Annotated in this window: 7 protein-coding genes (1 of these 7 only partly in view); 1 reads left to right on the forward strand and 6 read right to left on the reverse strand. The window is 71.2% G+C overall.

The genetic code is table 11. From position 1 onward, the window contains the following. On the forward strand, window positions 1-14,430 hold the 3' end of the coding sequence (locus D7231_RS02360; protein WP_479685687.1) for a type I polyketide synthase. It extends 17,388 nt beyond the left edge of the window; only the last 14,430 of its 31,818 coding nucleotides appear in the window; its start codon lies beyond the left edge, outside the window; its stop codon occupies window positions 14,428-14,430. 89 nt (window positions 14,431-14,519) lie between these two features. Here D7231_RS02360 and D7231_RS02365 read toward each other — a convergent pair whose 3' ends face one another. The 6 genes from D7231_RS02365 to D7231_RS02390 form a co-directional block, all read right to left on the reverse strand. Then, window positions 14,520-15,386 (reverse strand): ABC transporter permease, encoded by an 867-nt coding sequence (locus D7231_RS02365; protein ID WP_120753187.1) that lies wholly within the window; start codon window positions 15,384-15,386, stop codon window positions 14,520-14,522. Window positions 15,387-15,483: 97 nt separating this feature from the next. Continuing rightward, window positions 15,484-16,485 (reverse strand): ATP-binding cassette domain-containing protein, encoded by a 1,002-nt coding sequence (locus D7231_RS02370; protein WP_120753188.1) that lies wholly within the window; start codon window positions 16,483-16,485, stop codon window positions 15,484-15,486. Between the two features lie 121 nt (window positions 16,486-16,606). Then, window positions 16,607-21,958, reverse strand: a complete 5,352-nt coding sequence (locus tag D7231_RS02375) for a type I polyketide synthase (protein ID WP_120753189.1) — start codon at window positions 21,956-21,958, stop codon at window positions 16,607-16,609. Window positions 21,959-22,025: 67 nt separating this feature from the next. Further along, a complete protein-coding gene (locus D7231_RS02380) occupies window positions 22,026-22,220 on the reverse strand; it encodes a ferredoxin (protein ID WP_120753190.1) in 195 nt (64 codons plus the stop codon). Window positions 22,221-22,296: 76 nt separating this feature from the next. After that, window positions 22,297-23,475, reverse strand: coding sequence for a cytochrome P450 (locus D7231_RS02385; protein ID WP_120753191.1), 1,179 nt, complete (start codon window positions 23,473-23,475; stop codon window positions 22,297-22,299). A gap of 29 nt (window positions 23,476-23,504) precedes the next feature. Beyond that, window positions 23,505-24,560, reverse strand: coding sequence for a DegT/DnrJ/EryC1/StrS family aminotransferase (locus D7231_RS02390; protein ID WP_120753192.1), 1,056 nt, complete (start codon window positions 24,558-24,560; stop codon window positions 23,505-23,507). Window positions 24,561-24,599: the final 39 nt, after the last annotated feature.

Raw genomic sequence — 24,599 nt, forward strand, 5'->3', positions numbered from 1 at the left:
GCGGACGAGGCGCCGGCGGTGGAGGCCGGTGTGCTGCCCTGGGTGCTCTCGGGCAGGAGCGAGGCGGCACTGCGCGCCCAGGCGGCGCGCCTGCTGTCCTTCGTGGCCGCCCACGACGAACTGCCTGTAGGAGACATCGGCTACTCGTTGGCCGTGGGCCGGTCGAGCTTCACCCATCGCGCGGTGGTGTGGGGCATGGACCGAAGCGATGTGCTGCTTGCCCTGTCGACGGTCGTGGTCGGCGAGAGCGGCCCGGGTGTGGTCGTAGGTGCGGTTGGTGCCGGTAAGTCGGCGTTCTTGTTCTCGGGGCAGGGTTCGCAGCGGTTGGGCATGGGCCGGGAGCTGTACGACCGGTTCTCTGTCTTCGCCGAGGCTTTCGACGCGGTATGCGCGGGCCTGGACGAACACCTGGAGCGTCCGCTGCGGGACGTGGTCTGGGGTAACGACGCGGAGCTGTTGAACCAGACGGTGTACGCGCAAGCTGGACTGTTCGCGGTTGAGGTGGCGTTGTTCCGGCTGGTGGAGTCCTGGGGCGTACGGCCGGATTTCGTCGCCGGGCATTCCATCGGCGAGGTTGCCGCCGCCCATGTCACGGGCGTCTTCTCTCTGGGCGACGCTTGTGCACTGGTGGCGGCGCGGGGCCGGCTGATGCAGGCCTTGCCCGCGGGCGGTGTGATGGTGGCGATCGAGGCGGGAGAGGCCGAGGTGGTGCCGCTGCTGACGGAGGGAGTCGCGATCGCGGCGGTGAACGGTCCGTCGTCGGTGGTGGTCTCCGGCAAGGAGGACGCCGTTGAGGCGGTCCAGGCGCACTTTGCAGGCGAGGGGCGCAGAACCAGCAGGTTGCGTGTGTCGCACGCCTTCCATTCACCCTTGATGGAGCCAATGCTGGAGGATTTCCGCGCGGTCGCCGAGCGTGTGGCGTACGGTGCGCCTGCGGTGCCGGTGGTGTCGAACGTGACGGGCCGGCTCGCCGAGCCCGGTCAGGTGTCCTCGGCGGACTACTGGGTCCGCCACGTCCGCGAGGCCGTACGGTTCGCGGACGGGGTGCGGGCTCTGGACGCCGAGGGTGTGACGCGGTTCCTGGAGATCGGCCCGGACGGCATCCTGTCGGCCATGGCCCGGGACTCGGTGTCGGAAGACGCCGTGCTCACGCCTGTGCTGCGCAAGGACCGGCTTGAGGACGCGACGGCTCTGGATGCCTTGGCTCAGCTGTATGTCCGGGGTGTGCCGGTGGATTGGGCGGCTGTGTTCGCCGGTACGGGTGCCCGGCGGGTCGACCTGCCGACGTATGCGTTCCAGCGTGAGCGGTTCTGGCCTTCGGGCGGTGCGGCGCGGTCGGGTGATGTGCGGTTCGCGGGTCTGGGCTCGGCGGGGCATCCGTTGCTGGGTGCGGCAGTGGAGCTGGCCGGCTCCGGCGGTCTGCTCTTCACAGGACGTCTCTCGACGTCGTCGCATGCGTGGCTTGCGGATCATGTGGTGATGGGTTCTGTGCTGGTGCCGGGTACGGCGCTGGTGGAGTTGGTTCTGCGGGCGGCCGATGAGGTTGGTTGCGATGTGCTGGAGGAGCTCACGCTCGCTGCACCCCTTGTCCTGCCGGCTTCCGGTGGCGGTGTTCAGGTGCAGGTGTGGGTCGGCGAGCCGGATGATTCGGGCCACCGTGCCGTGGCGGTGCACTCGCGCGAGGGCGAGGAGCTGTGGACGCTCCACGCCAGTGGCTCGCTGACCACGGGTCCCCGGCCGTTGACGTTCGACGTCACGACGTGGCCCCCCGTAGGCGCTGAATCCATTGACGTGTCGGGCTGCTACGAGCAGTTCGCAGAATCCGGATTCCATTACGGACCGGCGTTCCAGGGCCTCCAGGCCGCCTGGAAGCTCGGCGACGACGTGTTCGCCGAGGTCCGGCTTCCCCAGGGCGTCGACGGTGGTGCGTACGGTCTGCACCCGGCTCTCTTCGACGCCGCACTCCACGCGTCGGCGTTCGGTGGGGGAAGGGACGAGGGCGGTGTCCCGTTCTCGTGGAGCGGGGTGTCGCTCCATGCCTCCGGCGCCTCACACCTCCGTATCCGCATCAGCCGCGTCGAGAGCGGAATGTCGATCGCGATGGTCGATTCGGCCGGTGCGCCGGTCGCCTCCGTGGACTCCCTGATACTGCGGCCGGTCTCCGCCGACCAGCTGCGGAGCGGCGATCGTGACGCGCTCTTCACGCTCGACTGGACGCCTGTGCCCCTTACGGACGCACGCGCCGAGTCCGGCTCCGGTCCGGCCGGAGAACCGCTCCGGGTGTACACGGACCTGGAAACCCTGACCGGAACCGAGGTCCCCGAGACCGTACTGGTCGGACACGCCGCTGGTACCGCCGACACCGTGGAATCTGTGCATGGTGCGGCTGCGTGGGCGTTGGGTCTGGTGCAGTCGTGGTTGATGGATGATCGGTTTGCGGGTTCGCGTCTGGTGTTTGTGACGCGGGGTGCGGTGTCGGGCGACGATCTGGCCGGGGCTGCGGTGTGGGGTCTGGTGCGGTCGGCGCAGTCGGAGAGCCCGGGGCGTTTCGTCCTGGTGGATCTGGACGGTGATGCTGATGTGTCGGTGTTGCCGCAGGCGCTGGCATGTGACGAGCCTCAGCTGCTGGTCCGTGATGGTGAGGTCCTGGCCGCGCGCCTTGCGCGAGCGCAGAGCCGGGACGCCGTCGATACGGTGTGGGACACGTCCGGCACGGTTTTGATCACTGGTGGTACGGGTGGTCTCGGTCGTGTGGTGGCGCGTCACCTGGTCGCCGAACACGGCGTACGGAGCCTGGTCCTGGTCAGCCGTAGTGGCCCGGCCGCCGAAGGCGCTGATGACCTTGTGGCCGAGCTTGAGCTGCATGGCGCGACTGCCGTCGTCGAGGCGTGCGACGTAACCGACGCGTCTGCGGTAGCGGAACTGGTGGCACGCCACCCCGTCACCGCCGTCGTACACACCGCCGGTGTCCTCGATGACGGCGTCATCGGTTCACTCACCGGGGAACGTCTGTCGGCCGTTCTGCGACCGAAGGTCGACGCGGCCTGGAACCTCCACGAGGCGACCCGGGACATGGACCTTGACGCGTTCGTCGTCTTCTCCTCCGTGACCGGCACCTTCGGGAGCTCCGGTCAGGCGAACTACGCGGCCGGCAACGCCTTCCTCGACGCCTTGGCACGTCACCGCCTGGCGCACGGCCTGCCCGCCGTATCGCTGGCGTGGGGCCCGTGGGCGCAGAGCAGCGGCATGACCAGCACGCTCACGGAGGCCGACCTCCAGCGAATCGCCCGCTCCGGGATGCCGGCCCTGTCGGCTGAGGAGGGTGTCGCCCTTTTTGACACCGCGCTCGCCACCGCCGCTGCCGCCACCGAACCGTTCCTGCTCCCCGTCCGCCTGGACCTTGCGGCCCTACGGGCACAAGGCGAACCGCAGCCCCTGCTGCGCGGCCTGATCCGTACCCGAACCCGTACCTTGCGCACCTCGGCCTCCGGCTCGGCCACGGCGTCCGGACTCGTACAGCGCTTGGCAGGGCTGGCCGAGGGCGAGCGGCGCGCGGTGCTCCTGGACCTCGTACGCGATCGGGTCGCGGTGGTCCTGGGCCATGCCCGCCCGGAGACGGTCGATGCGGCGAAGGCTTTCCAGGATCTCGGGTTCGACTCGCTCACCGCGATCGAGCTCCGTAACGGGCTCGGCAAGGCGACGGGTCTGCGGCTGTCGGCGACGGCCGTGTTCGACTACCCGACCGCCGAAGCCCTGGCGGGCCACCTTCTCGACGAACTGTTCGGCACGGACACGGAGGAACTACTGCCGGCGCCCGCTCTGCTGCCGCTGACGGACGACCCGGTCGTCATCGTCGGGATGAGCTGCCGCTACCCCGGCGGCGTCACCTCGCCCGAGGAGCTGTGGCGGCTGGTGTCGGACGGCGGGGACGCCGTATCCGGCTTCCCGACCGACCGCGGCTGGGAGATCGACGACACGTACGACCCCGAGCGCGAGGGCGCCATCGCCACTCGCTCCGGTGGATTCCTCCACGACGCGGGGGAGTTCGACCCCGGCTTCTTCGGTATGAGCCCCCGAGAGGCCCTGACCACCGACGCGCAGCAGCGTCTGCTGCTGGAGTCGACCTGGGAAGCGCTTGAGCGTGCCGGCATCGACCCGGCGACCCTGCGTGGCAGCCGCACCGGTGTCTTCGCCGGCGTGATGTACAACGACTACTCCCAGCTGCTCTCCGGGCGTGAGTTCGAGGGGTATCAGGGCAGTGGCAGTGCGGGCAGTGTGGCGTCGGGCCGGGTGTCGTACACCTTCGGCTTCGAAGGCCCAGCTGTCACAGTCGACACCGCGTGCTCGTCCTCCCTCGTAGCACTGCATCTCGCGGCGCAGTCGTTGCGGTCCGGTGAGTGCTCGCTGGCGCTCGCGGGTGGTGTGACGGTGATGTCGACCCCGCTGACGTTCGTCGAGTTCTCCCGCCAAGGCGGCCTCTCACCGGACGGGCGCTGCAAGGCGTTCGCCGACGGCGCCGACGGCGTGGGCTGGTCCGAAGGCGTCGGCATCCTGGTGCTGGAGCGCCTGTCGGACGCGCGCCGGAATGGTCACCGGATTCTGGCGACGGTGCGAGGCAGCGCTGTGAACCAGGACGGCGCCTCCAACGGCCTCACTGCCCCCAACGGGCCGTCGCAGCAGCGTGTGATTCGTCAGGCGCTGGCCAGCGGTGGCCTGTCCACCGCGGACGTCGACGTCGTCGAGGCGCACGGTACGGGTACGACGCTGGGTGATCCGATCGAGGCCCAGGCGCTCCTGGCCACGTACGGGCAGGACCGTCCCGAGGACCGTCCGCTGCTGCTGGGCTCGGTGAAGTCCAACATCGGGCACACCCAGGCTGCTTCGGGCGTTGCGGGTGTGATCAAGATGGTGATGGCGATGCGCCACGGTGAGCTTCCGCGCACCTTGCACGTCGACGCGCCGTCGAGTCATGTCGACTGGAGCGCGGGGGCGGTGGAGCTGCTGACCGAGCCGGCCGCTTGGCCGGAGGGCGACGGGCCGCGGCGCGCCGGTGTCTCGTCGTTCGGGATCAGCGGGACGAACGCGCACGTGATCCTGGAACAGCCCGAGCTGGAGATCGAGCCGGAGACCGAGCCTGAGTCTCAGGCGGCCGAGGCCGGCGAATCGGCGGTGGACGCCGATGGGCTCGCGCCTCTGGTGGTGTCCGGCAAGTCCGCGCCCGCGCTGCGGGCCCAGGCGGCACGGCTGCTGTCCTACCTCGAGCGCGAGCCCGAAACGCGGCTCACGGACGTCGCGTACTCACTGGCAACGAGTCGCTCGGGCTTCCACCACCGCGCGGTGGTGCTGTCCGCGGACCGGGACACGCTGCTGCGCTCTCTGTCGGCGCTGGCCGAGGGCCGGGCTGACCAGGGCATCGCGGCGGAAGGCGAGGTACGTCCGGGGAAGCGTGCGTTCTTGTTCTCGGGTCAGGGTTCGCAGCGGTTGGGGATGGGCCGGGAGCTGTACGGCCGGTTCTCCGTGTTCGCTGAGGCCTTCGACGCGGTGTGCGCGGGCTTGGACGAGCACCTGGAGCGTCCGCTGTGGGAGGTGGTCTGGGGCGATGACGCGGAGCTGTTGAACCGGACGGTGTACGCGCAGGCCGGCCTGTTCGCGGTCGAGGTGGCGTTGTTCCGGCTGGTGGAGTCCTGGGGTGTACGCCCTGACCATCTGCTGGGCCACTCCGTCGGTGAGATCGCGGCAGCCCATGTCGCCGGTGTCTTCTCCCTCCCTGATGCTTGTGCGCTGGTGGCGGCGCGGGGCCGGCTGATGCAGGCCTTGCCCGCGGGCGGCGCGATGGTGGCGATCGAGGCGGGAGAGGCCGAGGTGGTGCCGCTGCTGACGGAGGGCGTCGCGATCGCGGCGGTCAACGGTCCGTCGTCGGTGGTGGTCTCCGGCGCCGAAGAGGCTGTACTGGCAGTCGCGGCGCACTTCGCGGGTGAAGGACGCCGGACCAGCAGGTTGCGTGTGTCGCACGCCTTCCATTCACCCTTGATGGAGCCGATGCTGGAGGATTTCCGCGCGGTCGCCGAGCGTGTGGCGTACCGTGCGCCGGGCATTCCGCTCGTCTCGAACGTCACAGGCGAGCCGGCCACCACCGAGCAACTGTGCTCGGCGGAGTACTGGGTCCGCCACGTCCGCGAGGCCGTACGGTTCGCTGATGGCGTGCGTACGTTGAGGGCACAGGGCGTGACCTTGTTCCTGGAGCTCGGCCCCGACGGCGCCCTCTCCGCACTTGCCGCGGAGTCCGCGCCGGACGACGCCGTATTCGCCCCCGTACTGCGCAAGAGCCGCGCCGAGGAACAAACGCTGCTCACGGCCCTGGCTCAGCTGTATGTCCGGGGTGTGCCGGTGGATTGGGCGGCTGTGTTCGCCGGTACGGGCATGAGCACGGGTGCTCGGTGGGTGGACCTGCCGACGTATGCGTTCCAGCGTGAGCGGTTCTGGCCTTCGGGCGGAGCGGCGCGCTCTGGTGATGTGCGGTTTGCGGGTCTGGGTTCGGCGGGGCATCCGTTGCTGGGTGCGGCAGTGGAGCTGGCGGGCTCGGGCGGTCTGCTCTTCACAGGTCGGCTGTCGACGTCGTCGCATGCGTGGCTTGCGGGCCACGTGGTGATGGGTTCCGCGCTGGTGCCGGGCACGGCACTGGTGGAACTGGTCCTACGGGCGGCTGATGAGGTCGGTTGCGATGCGCTGGAGGAGCTGACGCTCGCTGCACCTCTTGTCCTGCCGGCTTCCGGTGGCGGTATTCAGGTGCAGGTGTGGGTCGGCGAGCCGGATGATGCCGGTCGCCGAGCCGTGGCCGTGCACTCACGTGAGGGCGAGGAGCCGTGGACGCTGCACGCCAGCGGCGCCGTGATCAGCGGAGCCGTACCCCTGCCCTTCGACACCACAACCTGGCCTCCCACGGGCGCTGAATCCATTGACGTGTCGGGCTGCTACGAGCAGTTCGCAGAATCCGGATTCCAATACGGCCCGGCCTTCCAGGGCCTCGAAGCCGTCTGGAAGCTCGGCGACGACGTGTTCGCCGAGGTCCGGCTTCCCCAGGGCGTCGACGGTGGCGCGTACGGCCTGCACCCGGCCCTCTTCGACGCCGCACTCCACGCGTCGATGGCAGGCGCGGGAGCGACCGATGGCGCTGTCCCGTTCTCGTGGAGCGGGGTGTCACTGCACGCCTCCGGCGCCTCGCACCTTCGCGTCCGCATCCGGGACGTTGACGGCGGTCTGGCGATCGCGATGGTGGACGCGGCCGGCATGCCGGTGGCTTCGGTGGAGGCGCTGACCGTACGCCCGCTCTCTGCAGAGCAACTGCGGACCGCGGACCGGGACTCTCTGTTCACGCTCGATTGGACCCGCATCGGGCTCTCCGGTGACCCGGTCGGTTCGCTTGCGGTACTCGGCGAGGACACCCAGGGCCTCCTGAACGGGCTCGCCCTGCCGAGCCACGCGGATCTTGACGCCCTCGCAGAAGCCGGCATCCCCGACGTCGTGCTCGTCCCGGCCTCTGCCGGGACCGCCGGCACGGTGGAGGCCGTGCACGCAGAGACTGCCCATGCGTTGGATCTGGCGCAGTCGTGGCTGGCGGACGAGCGGTTCGCGGACTCGCGTCTGGTGTTCGTGACCCGGGGCGCGGTCTCCGGCGACGATCTCGCCGGTGCCGCGGTCCACGGCCTGATCCGTACGGCTCAGGCCGAGAGTCCGGGACGCTTCGGCTTGGTGGACCTGGACGGCGGCGAAGCCGACACGACGTTGCTGTCGAAGGCACTCGCTTCCGACGAGCCTCAGCTGCTGTTCCGCGAAGGCCGGGCCCTCGCGGCCCGTCTCGCCCGGGTGGAGTCGCAGGACACTGCTGATGTCCCCTGGAACGCTTCCGGCACGGTTCTGATTACCGGCGGAACGGGAGGCCTGGGACGGACCCTCGCCCGGCACCTGGTCGTCGAGCACGGTGTGCGGAGCCTGGTCCTGGTCAGCCGCAGCGGTCTCGCCGCGGACGGCGCCGAGGATCTCGTGGCCGAGCTGGGCGTCGATGTGAGTGTCGAGGCGTGCGATGTGACGGACAGGGCTGCTGTGGAAGAACTGCTTTCCCGGCACCCCGTCACCGCCGTCGTGCACACTGCCGGTGTCCTCGATGACGGCGTCATCGGTTCGCTGACCGGGGATCGTCTGTCGGCTGTTCTGCGGCCGAAGGTCGACGCGGCGTGGAATCTGCATGAGGCGACGAGGGACATGGACCTCTCCGCGTTCGTGGTCTTCTCCTCCGTCGCCGGTACGTTCGGCAGCGCGGGCCAGGCGAACTACGCGGCGGGCAATGCCTTCCTCGATGCCTTGGCGCGTCACCGCCGGGCGCACGGCCTCCCCGCCGTATCGCTGGCGTGGGGCCCCTGGGCGCAGGACAGTGGCATGACCAGCACGCTCACGGAAGCCGATCTTCGACGCATTGCCCGTTCGGGCATGCCGGCCCTGTCGGCTGAGGAGGGCGTCGCCCTCTTCGACACCGCCCTCGCTACCGCGGCGACCGAACCGTTCCTGCTCCCCGTCCGCCTGGACCTCACGGCCCTGCGGGCACAAGGCGAGCCGCAGCCGCTGCTGCGCGGTCTGATCCGTACCCGTACCCGGCGCACCTCGGCCTCCAGCCTCGCGACCGTATCCGCCCTTGTGCAGCGTCTGACCGGACTGTCCGCAGCGGACAGGCGTGAGGCACTGCTGGACGTCGTACGCAGCCGGATCGCGACGGTCCTCGGACACGCCGGATCCGCGGAGATCGACCCGGACCGGGCCTTCCAGGACCTCGGCTTCGACTCCCTGACGGCCGTCGAGCTGCGCAACCGGATGAACGAGGTGACCGGTCTGCGGCTGCCGGCGACGGCTGTGTTCGACTACCCGACGGCGAATGCGCTGGTGGGCTTCCTGCTGGACGAGCTGTTCGGCGCGGAGTCGGCGACGGAGACGGAGATGCCGACGCCGATGGCGGCATCGGCGGTCGTCGCCGACGACCCTGTGGTGATCGTCGGGATGAGCTGCCGCTACCCCGGCGGCGTCACCTCGCCGGAGGAGTTGTGGCGGCTGGTGTCGGACGGTGTGGACGCCGTATCCGGCTTCCCGGAGGACCGTGGCTGGGACGTGGAGGCGCTCTACAACCCCGACCCCGAGCACACAGGAACGAGCTATACCCGCGCGGGCGGGTTCCTGAAGGAGGCGGCCGAGTTCGACCCGGCGTTCTTCGGGATGAGTCCCCGGGAGGCGTTGGCGACGGACGCGCAGCAGCGTCTGCTGCTGGAGTCGACCTGGGAGGCGATCGAGCGTGCCGGGATCGACCCGGCGACCCTGCGCGGCAGCCGGACCGGTGTCTTCGCGGGCGTCATGTACAACGACTACGCCAGCCTCTTCTCCGGACCCGAGTTCGAGGGGCACCAGGGCAACGGCAGCGCAGGCAGTGTGGCGTCGGGCCGGGTGTCGTACACCTTCGGCTTCGAGGGCCCCGCGGTCACGGTCGACACCGCGTGCTCGTCCTCCCTCGTAGCAATGCATCTGGCGGCGCAGTCGTTGCGGTCGGGTGAGTGCTCGCTGGCGCTTGCCGGCGGTGTGACGGTGATGTCGACGCCGACGACGTTCGTGGAGTTCTCGCGGCAGCGGGGACTGTCGGCGGACGGGCGCTGCAAGGCGTTCTCGGACGCGGCTGACGGTGTCGGCTGGGGCGAAGGCGTCGGCATGCTGGTGCTGGAGCGCCTGTCGGATGCACGCCGCAACGGTCACCGGATCCTGGCGACGGTGCGAGGCAGTGCCGTGAACCAGGACGGTGCTTCCAATGGCCTCACTGCTCCCAACGGCCCCTCTCAGCAGAGGGTGATCCGGCAGGCCCTGGCGAGTGCGGGCCTGTCGGCGGCGGATGTCGACGCGGTGGAGGCGCATGGCACGGGTACGACACTAGGCGACCCGATCGAGGCCCAGGCACTCCTGGCCACGTACGGACAGGACCGTCCCGAGGACCGTCCGCTGCTGCTGGGCTCGGTGAAGTCCAACATCGGGCACACCCAGGCTGCTTCGGGCGTTGCGGGTGTGATCAAGATGGTGATGGCGATGCGCCACGGTGAGCTTCCGCGCACCTTGCACGTCGACGCGCCGTCGAGCCATGTCGACTGGAGCGCGGGGGCGGTGGAGCTGCTGACCGAGCCGGCCGCTTGGCCGGAGGGCGACGGGCCGCGGCGCGCCGGTGTCTCGTCGTTCGGGATCAGCGGGACGAACGCGCACGTGATCCTGGAACAGCCCGAGCCGGAGACCGAGCCCGAGCCTGAGCCGACTGAGGCTCGGGAGGCGGCGGACATGGGCAGGCTCGTGCCGTTGGTCGTGTCCGGCAAGTCGGAGACGGCCTTGCGAGCCCAGGCCGCACGACTGCTGTCCCACCTCGATGATGAGCCCGACCTGCGGGATGCCGATTTTGGGTACTCATTGGCGAGGGGCCGGTCGAGCTTCACTCACCGCGCGGTGGTGTGGGGTACGGACCGCAGCGACGTGGTGCGCGCCCTGTCGGCGGTCGCGGCCGGCGAGAGCGGCCCGGGTGTGGCCGTGGGTGCGGCGAGTGCCGGGAAGTCGGCGTTCTTGTTCTCGGGTCAGGGTTCGCAGCGGCTGGGGATGGGCCGGGAGCTGTACGACCGGTACGCCGTCTTCGTCGAGGCCTTCGACGCGGTGTGCGCGGGCCTGGACGAACACCTGGAGCGCCCGCTGCGGGACGTGGTCTGGGGAGACGATGCGGAACTGCTGAACCGGACTGCATACGCCCAGGCCGGGCTCTTCGCGATCGAGGTCGCCCTCTATCGCCTGCTGGCATCCTGGGGCGTGCGGCCGGAGTACGTGGCCGGTCACTCGGTCGGTGAGATCGCGGCCGCACATGTCGCCGGTGTGCTCTCTCTGGGCGACGCTTGCGCGCTGGTGGCGGCGCGGGGCCGCTTGATGCAGGCCCTGCCCGCGGGCGGCGCGATGGTCGCCGTCCAGGCGGAAGAGGCCGAAGTGCTCCCCTACCTGACTCAGGAAGTGTCGATCGCGGCGGTGAACGGTCCGTCGTCGCTGGTGGTCTCCGGCAAGGAGGACGCTGTCGAAGCGGTCCGGGCGCACTTTGCAGGCGAGGGGCGCCGGACCAGCAGGTTGCGTGTGTCGCACGCCTTCCATTCACCCTTGATGGAGCCGATGCTGGAGGACTTCCGCGCGGTGGTGGCGGGCTTGTCCTTCGCTGAGCCGGCGGTGCCGGTCGTCTCCAACCTGACGGGCCGGCTCGCCGAGCCCGGCCAGCTGTCCTCGGCGGACTACTGGGTCCGCCACGTCCGCGAGGCCGTACGGTTCGCGGACGGGGTGCGGGCTCTGGACGCCGAGGGCGTGACGCGCTTCCTGGAGATCGGCCCGGACGGCGTCCTGTCGGCCATGGCCCGGGAAACCCTGCCCGAAGGGGCGTCTCCGGTTCCCGTCCTGCGCAAGAACAGGGACGAGGAGCCGGCCGTCATCGGAGCCCTGGCTCAGCTGTACGTTCAGGGTGTCGGGGTGGACTGGGCGGCTATGTTCGCCGGTACGGGTGCGAGTACCCGGCAGGTGGACCTGCCGACGTACGCGTTCCAGCGTGAGCGGTTCTGGCCCTCGGGCGGAGCGGCGCGAGCAGGGGACGTGCGGTTCGCGGGTCTGGGCTCGGCGGGGCACCCGCTGCTGGGTGCGGCGGTGGAACTGGCCGGCTCCGGCGGTCTGCTCTTCACGGGCCGGCTCTCGACGTCGTCGCATGCGTGGCTTGCAGACCACGTGGTGATGGGTTCCGCGCTGGTGCCCGGCACGGCACTGGTGGAACTGGCCCTGCGGGCGGCCGATGAGGTCGGTTGCGATGTGCTGGAGGAACTCACGCTTGCTGCACCTCTCGTCCTGCCGGCTTCGGGTGGCGGTGTGCAGGTGCAGGTGTGGGTCGGCGAGCCGGATGATGCCGGTCGCCGAGCCGTGGCGGTGCACTCGCGTGAGGGCGAGGAGCCGTGGACGCTCCACGCCAGCGGCTCACTGACCACGGGCGCCGAACCGTCGACGTTCGACACCACGACTTGGCCTCCCACGGGCGCTGATCCCGTCGATGTGACCGACTGCTACGAGCAGTTCGCGGACTCCGGATTCTCTTACGGCCCGGCGTTCCAAGGACTCGAAGCAGTCTGGAAGCTCGGCGAAGACGTGTTCGCCGAGGTCCGGCTTCCCCAGGGCGTCGACGGCAGTGCGTACGGCCTGCACCCGGCCCTCTTCGACGCCGCACTCCATGCGTCAATGGTGGGCGCGGGGGCGACCGACGGCGCTGTCCCGTTCTCGTGGACGGGGGTGTCACTGCACGCCTCCGGCGCCTCGCAGGTGCGGGTGCGCCTGAGCCCCGCCGAGGACGGTCTGTCGATCGCGATCACCGATGCGGCCGGAACGCCGGTCGCCTCCGTGAACTCGCTCGTCGTACGTCCGATCGCCGCCGACCAGTTGCGGCCGGGCGGCGGCCGGGACTCCCTCTTCACCCTCGACTGGACTCGCATCGAGCTCACCGACGAGTCCGTCGGTTCGCTTGCGGTACTCGGCGAGGACACCAAGGGCTTCCTGAACGGGCTCTCCCTGCCGGCCCACGCGGATCTGGACGCCCTCGCCGAGGCCGGGGCGACCGTCCCCGAGGTCGTACTGGTCGAGCTGTCCTTCGATGCCGCCGACACCTTGGCGGCCGTGCACGCCGCGACCGCGCATGCGCTGGATCTGGCGCAGTCGTGGCTGGCGGATGACCGGTTCGCGGACTCGCGTCTCGTGTTCGTGACCCGGGGCGCGACGGCCGGTCGGGACCTCGCCGGCGCCGCAGTTCAGGGGCTGATCCGTTCCGCGCAGTCGGAAAGCCCGGGACGTTTCGGCCTGGTGGACCTGGACGGCGGCGAAGCCGACATGACGTTGCTGTCGAAGGCACTCGCTTCCGACGAGCCTCAGCTGCTGTTCCGTGACGGCCAGGTTCTTGCGGCCCGTCTCGCCCGAGCGGGTACGCAGCCCACTGCCGATGTCCCCTGGAACGCCTCCGGCACGGTTCTGATCACCGGCGGAACGGGAGGCCTGGGCCGGACTCTCGCCCGGCACCTGGTGACCGAGCACGGTGTACGGAGCTTGCTCCTGGTCAGCCGTAGTGGCCCGGCCGCCGAAGGCGCTGATGACCTCGTGGCCGAGCTTGAGCTGCATGGCGCGACTGCCGTCGTCGAGGCGTGCGACGTGACTGACAGGTCTGCGGTAGCGGAACTGGTGGCACGCCACCCCGTCACGGCCGTCGTGCACACTGCCGGTGTCCTCGATGACGGCGTCATCGGTTCACTCACCGGGGAACGTCTGTCGGCCGTTCTGCGGCCGAAGGCCGACGCGGCGTGGAACCTCCACGAGGCGACGAGGGATCTGAACCTCTCCGCGTTCGTGGTCTTCTCTTCCGTCGCCGGCACGTTCGGCAGCGCGGGTCAGGCGAACTACGCAGCGGGTAACGCTTTCCTCGACGCTTTGGCGCGTCACCGCCGGGCGCACGGCCTCCCCGCCGTATCGCTGGCGTGGGGCCCGTGGGCGCAGGACAGCGGCATGACCGGCACCCTCACGGAAGCCGACCTCCAGCGATTCGCCCGCTCGGGCATGCCGGCCCTGTCCGCCGAGGAAGGTGTCGCCCTCTTCGACACCGCCCTCGCTACCGCGGCTACAGAACCGTTCCTGCTCCCCGTCCGCCTGGACCTCGCGGCCCTGCGGGCACAAGGCGAACCGCAGCCGCTGCTGCGCGGCCTGATCCGTACCCGAACCCGTACCTTGCGCACATCGGCCTCCGGCCCGGCGACCGTGTCCGGCCTCGTACAGCGCCTGACCGGGCTGTCCGCGACGGAGGCGCGTGAGGTCGTCCTGGAGACCGTACGCGGCCAGGTCGCGGTCGTGCTCGGCCACGACGGCGCCGCGGAGATCGACCCGGACCGGGCCTTCCAGGACCTCGGCTTCGACTCCCTCACCGCGATCGAGCTCCGCAATGGGCTGAGCGCTCTCGCCGGGGTCCGGCTCCCCGCGACGCTGCTCTTCGACTACCCGACGCCCGCGGAACTCGTCGACCACCTTCTGACCCGGATCGCACCCGAGCCGGTGTCCGGCCCGGAGGCGATCCTCGGTGAGCTCGACAGGCTGGAGAAGGCGTTCGGCGGACTCGACGTCACTGACGAGGCACACGGGCAGATAGCCGGTCGCCTGGAAGTGCTCATGGCGAAGTGGGGTGCCCTACGGGACGCCGGTGCGGGAGCCGGCCGGGAAGGCGCTTCGGAAGAGGAGGAGTTCGACTTCGACTCCGCATCCGACGACGAGGTGTTCGACCTCCTGGACAACGAGCTCGGACTCTCCGACCCCGACCCGTCCTGACCAGACACGCACGACGAAGCGGCCCGTACCGGATGTTTCCCGGTACGGGCCGCTTCGCTGTGCGCCGTCAGAAAGACGAAGAGAAACCGTCAGGACGTGAGAGGACGGCGGAACCCCACGACCGCGAGCCAGCCGCCCACGACGGCGAGACCCGCGCTGATGAGCACCGCGGGGAGCAGGGACCCGGTGCCGGGCAGGTCCAGCGCGAGCGCGCGCGTCGTGTCGATCGCGTAGGTCAGCGGGTTGGCCCGGGCGACCGCGCCCAGCCACGCGGGCAGGTCGTCGACCGGGACGTAGGCGCTCGAAGCGAACATCAGGGGGAAGATCGCGATGACCGCGAGGTTCTGCATGGGCTCCGCCCGCCGCAGCCACGCGGCGGCCGCGATGAACACCCACCCCAGGCTCCAGGCAAGGAAGAGCGTCAGCCCGGCCGACGCGAGCAGCTTCCCCGCGCCGCCCTTGGGGGAGTAGCCGAGAACGGTGACGGCCAGCACGATGACGACCGCGATCTGGATCGCGGCGCGGACCAGGTTCGCCAGGCTGCGGGCGATGAGGAGCGAACTGGGATGGACGGGGAGGGAGCGCAGCCGGGCGACCATGCCGTTCTTGAGGTCGTCCACCACCCCGATCCCGGACTGGATCGCGGAGTGCACCGCGTTGTCCACCAGGACCGCGGGCATCACGAAGTCGAGATAGCGGACCCCTTCGGGGAAGTGTGGTGGCAGGCCCATTCCGCTGAACACCTGCGTCAGCATGAACAGGATGATCGCCGGCTGCGCGAGGCTGAAGAGGATCACGCTGGGATCGGTCGCCAGTGCCCGCAACGACCGGCCGGTGAGCACTTGGATCTGGGTGAGGAACGGACTGCCGTCCCATGCGACCGCCGGCCCCGGAGTGTCTTCCGGGGCCGGCGGCGGTGCTGAGTTCGGTTTTCCGACGAGTTGTGGTGTGGTCATGGAGTCTCCACGATCTGTGCGTTGAGCGATGTGCGTGAGTGATCCACGTGGTGGTTTACGTAGCGATTCACAAGGCGATTCACGTGGTGGGAGCGATTCACGAGGTCCCGGCGCCCGGAGCAGCGATACCGCTGCTCCGGTCCGCCAGGGTGAGGTACACGTCGTCGAGGGTCGGTTCGCCGAAGGTCAGCTCCGTCGCCTCGACCCCCACTTGGTCGAGGGCCCGGAGCACGACCGCGATGTCCTTCGAGGCCTCGATGACGACGACGATGGTGCCGTTCTCGCGGTCCACCACCGGCTCCAGGCCCGCCCGCCGCACGGCGGCGCAGGCCACGGCCGGGTCGGCCGCGGCGTCCGGGGTCACCGTCACCGTGCGCTGACCCACCGTGGCCTTGAGCTCGGCGGCGGTACCGCTCGCGATCACCGCGCCGGCGGAGAGCACGGTGATGGAGTCGGCGAGGCGGTCCGCCTCGTCGAGGTACTGCGTCGTGAGCAGGACCGTGGTGCCTTGGGAGACGAGCCCCTCCACGATCTCCCACAGGTTCAGCCGGCTCGACGGGTCCAGGCCGGTGGTCGGCTCGTCGAGGAAGATGACGTCGGGGTTGCCGACGAGGGACGCGGCCAGGTCGAGCCTCCGGCGCAGGCCGCCGGAGTACGTGCCAGGCCGGCGCGCCGCGAAGTCCTGGAGCCCGAACAGCTCCAGCAGCTCGTCGGCTCTGGCCCGGGCCGTCCTGCGGTCCGCACCGAGCAGCCGGGCCAGCAGGACGAGGTTGTCCCGCCCGGAGAGCTGGGCGTCGACCGAGGCGAACTGGCCGGTCAGACCGACCCGTTTGCGTACTTCCCACGGCTGGCGCACGACGTCGAAGCCGGCCACCGCCGCCCGGCCCGAGCTCGGTGGCAGGGCGGCGACGAGGACGTTGACGAGCGTGGTCTTGCCCGCGCCGTTGTGCCCGAGGAGGGCCAGTACGGTTCCCCGGCGCGCGGATACGCTCACCGAGTCCAGCGCGCGTACGGAACCGAAGACCTTGCTGACGCCGTCAGCCTCGATCATGATGTCCCCGGTCGTCCGGGCGGCGATGGGCCGAGCGAGCCCGCTCATGCGATCTCCTGCGAATGAGTATGTGGTGCTGGTGCTGGTGCTGGTGCTGGTGCCGGTCCTGGAACTGGAGCCGGAGCTGGTGCTGAGGACGGACAACGGACAACGGGCGGGGGCCCGCATGTCATCCGGTGCCGTCCAACAGGCGGAACAGGTCGTCGTCGCTTGCCGACTCCAGCGACTCCAAGTCGAGCGCGCCTGCCGCGCCTGCCGCAGGCGCCTCGATGGCGCCTCCGGCCGCCGCGGCTTTCAAGCGTGCCGACGTCTCGGGGGAGAGCGTGGCGCCGGACGCGAGCAGTGCCTCCAACTCGGCCACGATCGAAGCCGCGTCGCGCGCAGGCCCCGGAGTCGCGAGCTGCTCGCGTACGAGCCTTACGACGGCATCCGGCGTCGGGTGGTCGTACACGAGCGTGGAGGGGAGCTTCACCTCCGTGGCCGCGATGAGCCGGTTGCGCAGCTCGACCGCGTTCACCGAGTTGATGCCCATGCTCTTGAACGTCCGGCCGCCCTCGTCGCTGCGCGTCTCCCGGCCGCCGAGGGCGGCGGAGACCTCGGCGAGGACCAGGGCCAGGACCAGCGCGTCCTGTTCGGGACCGTCGAGGCCGGACAGCCGGGCGGCCAGGGCCGGCGGCTCATCCGCTCCGTCAACGGACCTGCCGTCAACGGACCCGCCGCCGGCGGCCGTCGCACCGCTCCAGCCGCCCGCACCGCCCCCGATCGCCACCGAATCCGCCGGAGCGTACGCCAGCCAGAAGTGCCGGCGCTGGAAGGGATAGGTCGGCAAGGAGACAGTGCGAGCCGCGGGCAGCACCGCGCGCCAGTCAACGGACACGCCGTGGGCGTGCATGCGGGCGGCAGCGGTGAGCAAGGACTGACGCTCGCCCGCTCCGGTGTCCAGGGCCGGCACGACGGTGGCCCCGGCGTCCGGGGTCGCGGACGCCAGGCACTCGTCGATCATCGGAGTGAGCTGCGGGGTGGGGCCCAGTTCCAGGAACCCGGTGACGCGCTCGTCCCGGAGCCGGTCGATCACGGTCTTGAAGCGCACGGGCTGCCGTATGTGCCGCACCCAGTGGCCGGGGTCGTGGGCGTCGTCATCGGTCATGGGCCGGCCGGTGAGGGTCGAGACCAGGGGAATGGCCGGCGCGGCGTAGGAGAGCGTACGGGCGACCTGTCCGTACTCGTCGAGCATGGGGTCCATGAGCGGGGAGTGAGAGGCGATGCTCACCGCGAGGTGCCGGCTCTTGTGGCCGGCGGCGTTGAGCCGGTCGGTGAGGGCGGCCAGCGGTGCACGCGCGCCCGAGAGCACGAGGGAGTGCGGCCCGTTCACGGCGGCGAGCGACACGGTGTCCCGCAACCCGGCGAGCCACGGCGTCAGTTCGTCCTCCGTGATCCGGACCGCCGTCATCGCCCCGCCCACCGGCAGGGCGCCCATCAGCCTGCCCCGGGCCTCCACCAGGGCGCACGCGTCCTCCAGGCCGAGCACGCCCGCCGCGTGGGCGGCGGCGATCTCGCCGAGCGAGTGCCCCACCAGGCGGTCCGGGACCATTCCCCAGGACTCGACGAGCCGGTACAGGGCGACCTGGACCGCGAACAGCGCCGGCTGGGCCCAGGCGGTGTCATCGAGGAGGGCCGCCTCCTCGGAGTCGGGCGCCGCCCACATCACCGAGGTGAGCGGCCGTTTCAGCATCCGGTCCATGACGTCGCACACCTCGCGCAGCGCGTCCCGGAAGACGGGGAACGCCTCGGCGGCCTCGCGCCCCATGCCGGGGCGCTGGCCGCCCTGCCCGGAGAAGACGAAGGCGAGCCCGCCCGGCGCGGAGTCCGCCAGGGTGACGCCCGCGGCCCGCTCGCCGCGGCCGAACTCCTGCGCCGCGGACAGCAGCTCCGCGCGGCCGGTGCCGCTCACCACGGCCCGGTGCCGGTGCAGGGCGCGGGTGGTGGCCAGGGAGTGGGCGACGTCCTGGGCGGACAGCCCCAGGTCGGCCGCGACCCGATCGGCCAGCCGCTGTGCCTGGGCGCGCAGGGCCGTCCGGCTGCGGGCGGACAGGACCCAGGGCGCGGCCACGTCCGAGGCCGGCGCCGCGGCCTCCACAGCCCCCGTTGCCCCTGTAGCTTCCGCTGCTTCCGTTGCCTTCGTCGTGCCCGTGGTGTTCGTAGTGTCCTCGGCCGGGGCCTCCTCCAGGATCACGTGGGCGTTGGTGCCGGTGAGCCCGAACGAGGACACGCCGGCCCGGCGGGTCCGTCCGTTCTCCCGCGGCCAGGGCCGGGCCTCGGTCAGCAGCCGCACCGAGCCGGCGGACCAGTCCACCCGCGACGACGGCGCGTCCACGTGCAGGGTCCGGGGCAGGACGCCGTGGCGCATCGCGAGCACCATTTTGATGACCCCGGCGATCCCGGCCGCGGCCTGCGTGTGCCCGATGTTCGACTTCAGCGACCCGAGCCACAGCGGCCGCCCCTCGGGGCGCGCCTTGCCGTAGGTGGCCAGCAGGGCCTGGGCCTCGATCGGGTCGCCGAGCGGGGTGCCGGTGCCGTGGCCCTCCACCGCGTCGACGTCCTGCGGCGTCAGCCGGGCGTCGGCCAAGGCCTGGTGGATGACGCGCTGCTGCGCGGGCCCGTTCGGTGCGGTGAGCCCGCTGGAGGCGCCGTCCTGGTTCACGGCGGAGCCGCGTACGAGCGCGAGGACGCGGTGCCCGTTGCGCCGGGCGTCGCTCAGCCGCTCCAGCAGGAGCAGCCCCGCACCCTCCGACCAGGCGGAGCCGTTCGCGGCGTCCGCGTAGGCCTTGGAACGGGAGTCCGGGGACAGCGCGCGCAGCCGGGAGAAGTGGGTGAAGGGCGTGGGGGACGCCATGACGGTGACGCCGCCGGCCAGCGCCAGGGTGGACTCGCCGGACTGGAGCGACCGGCAGGCCAGGTGCAGGGCGACGAGGGAGGACGAGGAGGCGGTGTCCACCGTCAGGGCGGGGCCCTCCAGCCCGTAGGTGTACGCGACGCGCCCGGAGATCGCGCTCGCGGAGGTCCCGGTGGTGAGCATGCCCTCCCACTCGCCCTGGGCGAGGGGCGCTCCGGCGGCGTAGTCGCGGTGCATGGCTCCGGTGAACACGCCGGTGCGCGAGCCCTTGAGGGCCGTCGGGTCGATGCCCGCCCGTTCGAAGGCCTCCCAGGCCGCTTCGAGGAGCAGCCGCTGCTGCGGGTCCGTGGCCGCGGCCTCCTGGTCGGACAAGCCGAAGAAGCCCGCGTCGAAGCCGCCCGCGTCGTGGAGGAAGCCGCCTTCCCGGGCGTAGGTGGTGCCGGGGCGGTCGGCGTCCTCGTCGAAGAGCCGGTCGAGGTCCCAGCCGCGGTCGGCGGGGAAGCCCGACATCGCGTCGGTCCCCTCGGCGAGCAGGTCCCACAAGGCCCGGGGGGCGTCGGCGCCGCCGGGCAGCCGGCAGGCCATGCCGATGATCGCCACGGGTTCGGCGGAGCCGGTCGCGGCCGCCGGGGGAGCGTCCCCGGCCATCGCCTCCTCCTGCCGGGCCAGCACGCGCGCGACGGCCCGCGGAGTGGGGAAGTCGAAGGTCAGAGTGGTCGGGAGCGGCAGTCCGGTCTCCTCCCGCAGCAGATTGCGCAGCCGGATCGCGAGGAGGGAATCGACGCCGAGCCGGCGGAAATCCGTATCGGGCGAGTAATCAGGGGAGTGGTGGGAGTCGGTGTCGGGGGAGAAGCCGGGGGAGGAGGGGCGCGCTGCGCCGCCGTGCCCGAGCACCCTGCCGACGCAGTCGCGTACGAGCTCCAGGGCTTCGTCGGCCGTCTGCGGCGGGGCCGCGCCGGGGCGCGCCGGGGCGGGCGCGGCCTCGGTCCCGGCCAGGAGCCGCTCCAGCGCCCGGCGGTCGAGCTTTCCGGCGGGGGTGAGGGGGAGCGCCCGTACGGTGACCAGCTCCAGGGGGATCTTGTGGTCGGCGACCCCGAGCCGGCGCAGGAACGCCGTCACTTCTGCCAGGCCGATGGCGGGGTCCGCGCGGTCGGTCACGACCAGGCACGGGTACTCGCCGAGCCGGGGGTCCGGGGCGCCGACCACGGCCAGGGGGCCCAGCCCCGTGACGTTCGCCAGGAGATCCTGGACCTCGGTGGCGCTGACCTTCCGGCCGCCCACGTTGATCAGCTCGGTCGCCCGGCCGTGCAGGACCACCCGGCCGTCCGCGCCGATGTCCGCGAGGTCGCCGGTGCGCAGCCAGCCGTCCTCGGTGAGGGCGGAGCGCGTCAGCTCCGGCTCGCGGAAGTACCCGCGGAACAGGCCCGGGCCGCGGAACTGTAGTTCGCCCCTCTCGCCCGCCGGGCACACCGCGCCGTGCTCGTCGACGACGCGCACCCCGGAGCCGTTCACCGGCCGGCCCACGCCGCCGAAGGGGTCAGCGGCCCGGGTGCAGGTGCCGGTGCCGATCTCGGACATCCCCCACACCACGGTGAGGCCGCAGCCCAGGGCGGCCTCGACCTCCGCGGCGAGCGCGGGGGGAACGGGGGCTCCCGCCGTGCGCACCTCGCGCGGCAGGAAACCGGCGGGCTCGCCCGTTGCGGCGAGCCGGGCGACGAGGTCGTGCAGCTGGGCGGGCACCGCGAAGACGACACCCGGACCGTGCCGCCGCGCCAGTTCCAGGAAGCGATCAGGGTCCCAGCCGGTGAGTAGCACCTGATCGCAGGCGGTGAGCAGCGCCGCGTGGAGGGATTGCAGGCCGAACAGGTGGGACAGCGGGCAGGCGGTGATGACCGGGCCGCGGAAGGTGTCCGCGGCCTCGGCGGTGACCGCGGCGGTGTTCGACAGGAGACCGTCGTGGCTGTGCACGCAGAGCTTCGGCCGGTCCGACGTCGTCCCCGACGAGGGGACGAGGACGAGGGGCATCTCCGGGGTGACGTCCACCGGCTGGGGCCCGGCGCCCTTCCAGTCCGTCAGCAGGTCGTCCAGCGGGATGACTTCCGGCTCCCCGGGACCTGTCCCGCCCGCCCTTGCTACCCCGCCTGTCCCGTCGGCCCCGCCCGTACCCGCCGTCAGTACGACCCGCAGCGACGGCACGTCGCGCAGCAGCGCACGGGCCGTCGCCGCGGCCTCGTCGCCGGGGCCCGCGAGGACGAGGAGGACGGGTTCCGCGCGGGTCAGCAGCGCGTGGACGTCGGCGTCCGGGGTGCCGTGGTGGACGGGCAGCAGCACCGCTCCGACGGCCGCGACGGCCAGGTGCAGGGTCTCGAACTCCCAGCAGTTCGGCAGCCGCACCGCGACCACGTCGCCGGGCGCGACGCCCGACTCCTGGAGGCCGCGGGCCATCGCGGCGACGTCCGCCCGCCACTCCTGCCATGTCCACGAGCGGTCCCCGTCGACGACGGCCACCGCATCGGGGGCGGAAGCCGCGGCGGCCTCGAACACGCCGGGGAGGGTGAGCCCTCTCAGGGCGGCGGCCGTGTCGGCGGGCGGATCGATCGCGTAGTCATCTGTGTGGAGGGTCACCATCACTCCCGGATCTCGAGCGCTTTCGTCGGTTGGGGGACGCGGCCGGCGGATCACCCCGGGGCGGGCGTCAGTCCTCGTGCACGGTGACGGCCCGGGACGGGCAGAGGCCGGCGGCCAGCCGGACCGCGGACTCCTCGCCGGCGCCGGGCTCGGCGAGGAGCAGGGTCACCAGCCCGTCGTCGTCCTGGTCGAAGACCTGCGGTGCGGTCAGTACGCACTGGCCCGCTCCCACGCAACGGCCGGTGTCGGTGGTGATGCGCATGTCGATGTCTCTCCTGCGGTGGATTCGGGTCCGCCGGACGGCCGGTGGCGCGCCCGGCGGACAGACCGGTCGCCGGCTACCAGCGGACCGGCAGCGCGTGCAGCCCGTGCACCACGCCGTCGTGCTTGAAGGACAGGCCCTCGGCGGGCACGGCCAGTTCGAGGGTGGGGATGCGCTCGAAGAGCTTGCGGTAGGCGATCTCCATCTCGACCCGGACCAGGTTCTGCCCCAGGCACTGGTGCACGCCGTAGCCGAAGGCGACGTGGTGGCGGGCGGACCGGGAGGGGTCGAAGCTGTGGGGGCACTCGAAGCTGGCCTCGTCGTGGTTGGCCGCGGCGACCAGGGGCACGATGCCCTCGCCCGCCCGGACGAGCTGCCCGGAGATCTCCACGTCCTCGACCGCCACCCGCAGGGACACCAGGTCGGCGACCGAGTGGAAGCGCAGCGTCTCCTCCACGGCCCGGTCGTCGCCGATCCACTCGGGGTTCGTCAGGAGGGTGACCACGCCCAGCGCGATGTTGTTGGCCGTGGTCTCGTGACCGGCGATGAGCAGGAGCATCAGCACGCCCGACAGCTCGTGCGGGGCGATCGTGCCGGTGGCCAGCAGCCTGCTGACCAGGTCGTCGGCGGGCCACTTCTGCTTGATGGCCACCAGCCGGTTGATGTAGCGCAGCAGGTCCTTGGCGGCGGCGCCGCGCTGCTGATCGGTCGAGGAGCGGATGGCGACCAGGGTGCGCGTCCGGGACTCGAAGAAGTCGCGGTCCGCCGGCGGTACCCCGAGCAGCGCGGAGATCACCAGGGACGGGATGGGCAGCGCGAAGTCGGCGACGAGGTCGGCGTGGTCGCCCGCGGCCAGCATCGCGTCGAGGCGCTCGTCCACCGTGCGCTCGATCGCCGGGCGCATCGCGCGGACGCGCCGGACGGTGAACTCCGGGATGAGCGCCTTGCGGAACCGGTCGTGCTCCGGGGAGTCCAGCCCCACGAACCAGCCGGGGATCTGGTCCTGCTTGGGTACGCCCAAACTCTCGCCGACGTTCGGGAAGCCCGGGTGCTCGGGGTTGGAGCTGATCCTCGGGTCGGTCAGTACGGCGCGCACGTCCTCGTGCCGGGTGACCAGCCAGACCCGGTCGCCGTTGGGCAGGCGCGAGAGGACCAGCCCCTGCTGCTCGCGGAAGCCGGCGTAGCCCGGGGGCGGGAAGGGCACGCCGGGTTTGCGCAGCGGGAAGTCGACTGCCTGCGGTTCTGCTTGTGTCATGTGCGGATGTCCTCTTTCGGGCGGTTCGGTCAGACGCCGTAGAACGCGCGGACCCGGCCGATCACGAAGTCCTGGTCGGCGGCGGTCAGCCCGGTGTGCGTGGGCAGGTACAGCCCGTCCTCGGCGAAGACGTTCGCCTTGAGCGAGGGCCAGTCCGGGTGGAAGTACATGGGCTGCCGGCTCATCGGCTTGAAGAAGAGCCGCGTCTCGATGGAGTGGCCGGCCAGGAACGCCCTGAGCTCCTCGCGGCGTTCGGCCCGGATGTCGTACATCCACAGCACGTCCCGCGGCGGCATCAGGGTGAGCCCGGGGACGTCGGCGAGACCTTCGTCGTAGCGCTTCTCGATCGTCCGGCGCGTCTGAAGGATCTCGTCCAGCCGCTCGACCTGGCCGAGGGCGACGGCGGCCTGCATGGCCGTCATCCTGAAGTTGTAGGCGACCTTCTTGTGCAGGAAGCTGTGGTCCTTGGTGAAGGCCATGGCGCGCAGGTGCTCCAGCTGCCCGGCCAGCCTGGGGTCGTCGGTGAGGCAGATACCGCCCTCGCCCGAGGTGATGATCTTGTTGGCGAAGAGCGAGTAACAGGCGATGTCGCCGACCGGGCGGATGCCGTGGGCCTCGGCGGAGTCCTCGACGACGCGCAGGTTGTGCTGGAACGCGATGTCCATGATCGCGTCCATGTCGCAGCGCCGGCCGTAGACGTGGACGGGCATGATGGCCTTCGTCCGTGCGGTGATCTTCTCCTCGATGTGGGTGACGTCGATGTTGAGGTCGTCCGCGCAGTCGACGAAGACGGGCGTCGCGCCCGTGTAGGTGACCGCCCACGCGGAGGCGACCATGGTGAACTCGGGGACGATCACCTCGTCGCCCGGGCCGATGCCCAGGGCCCGCAGGGCCAGTGTGAGGGCGGCGGTCCCGGAGGAGCAGGCGACACCGTGCGCGATCGCGTTGTAGTCCGCGAAGGCGCGCTCGAAGCGCTGGATCATCGGCCCCTGGGACGATATCCAGCCGTCGCTGACGGTGGCGGTGACGTATGCGAGCTCTCGGCCGTCCAGGGCGGGCCTGGACACGGGGTACTTGAACGACATCGTCGGTCTCTTCCTTCTCGGATGGTCCGGGTGCTCGGG

The sequence above is a fragment of the Streptomyces klenkii genome (assembly GCF_003626645.1).
GTDB lineage: Bacteria > Actinomycetota > Actinomycetes > Streptomycetales > Streptomycetaceae > Streptomyces > Streptomyces klenkii.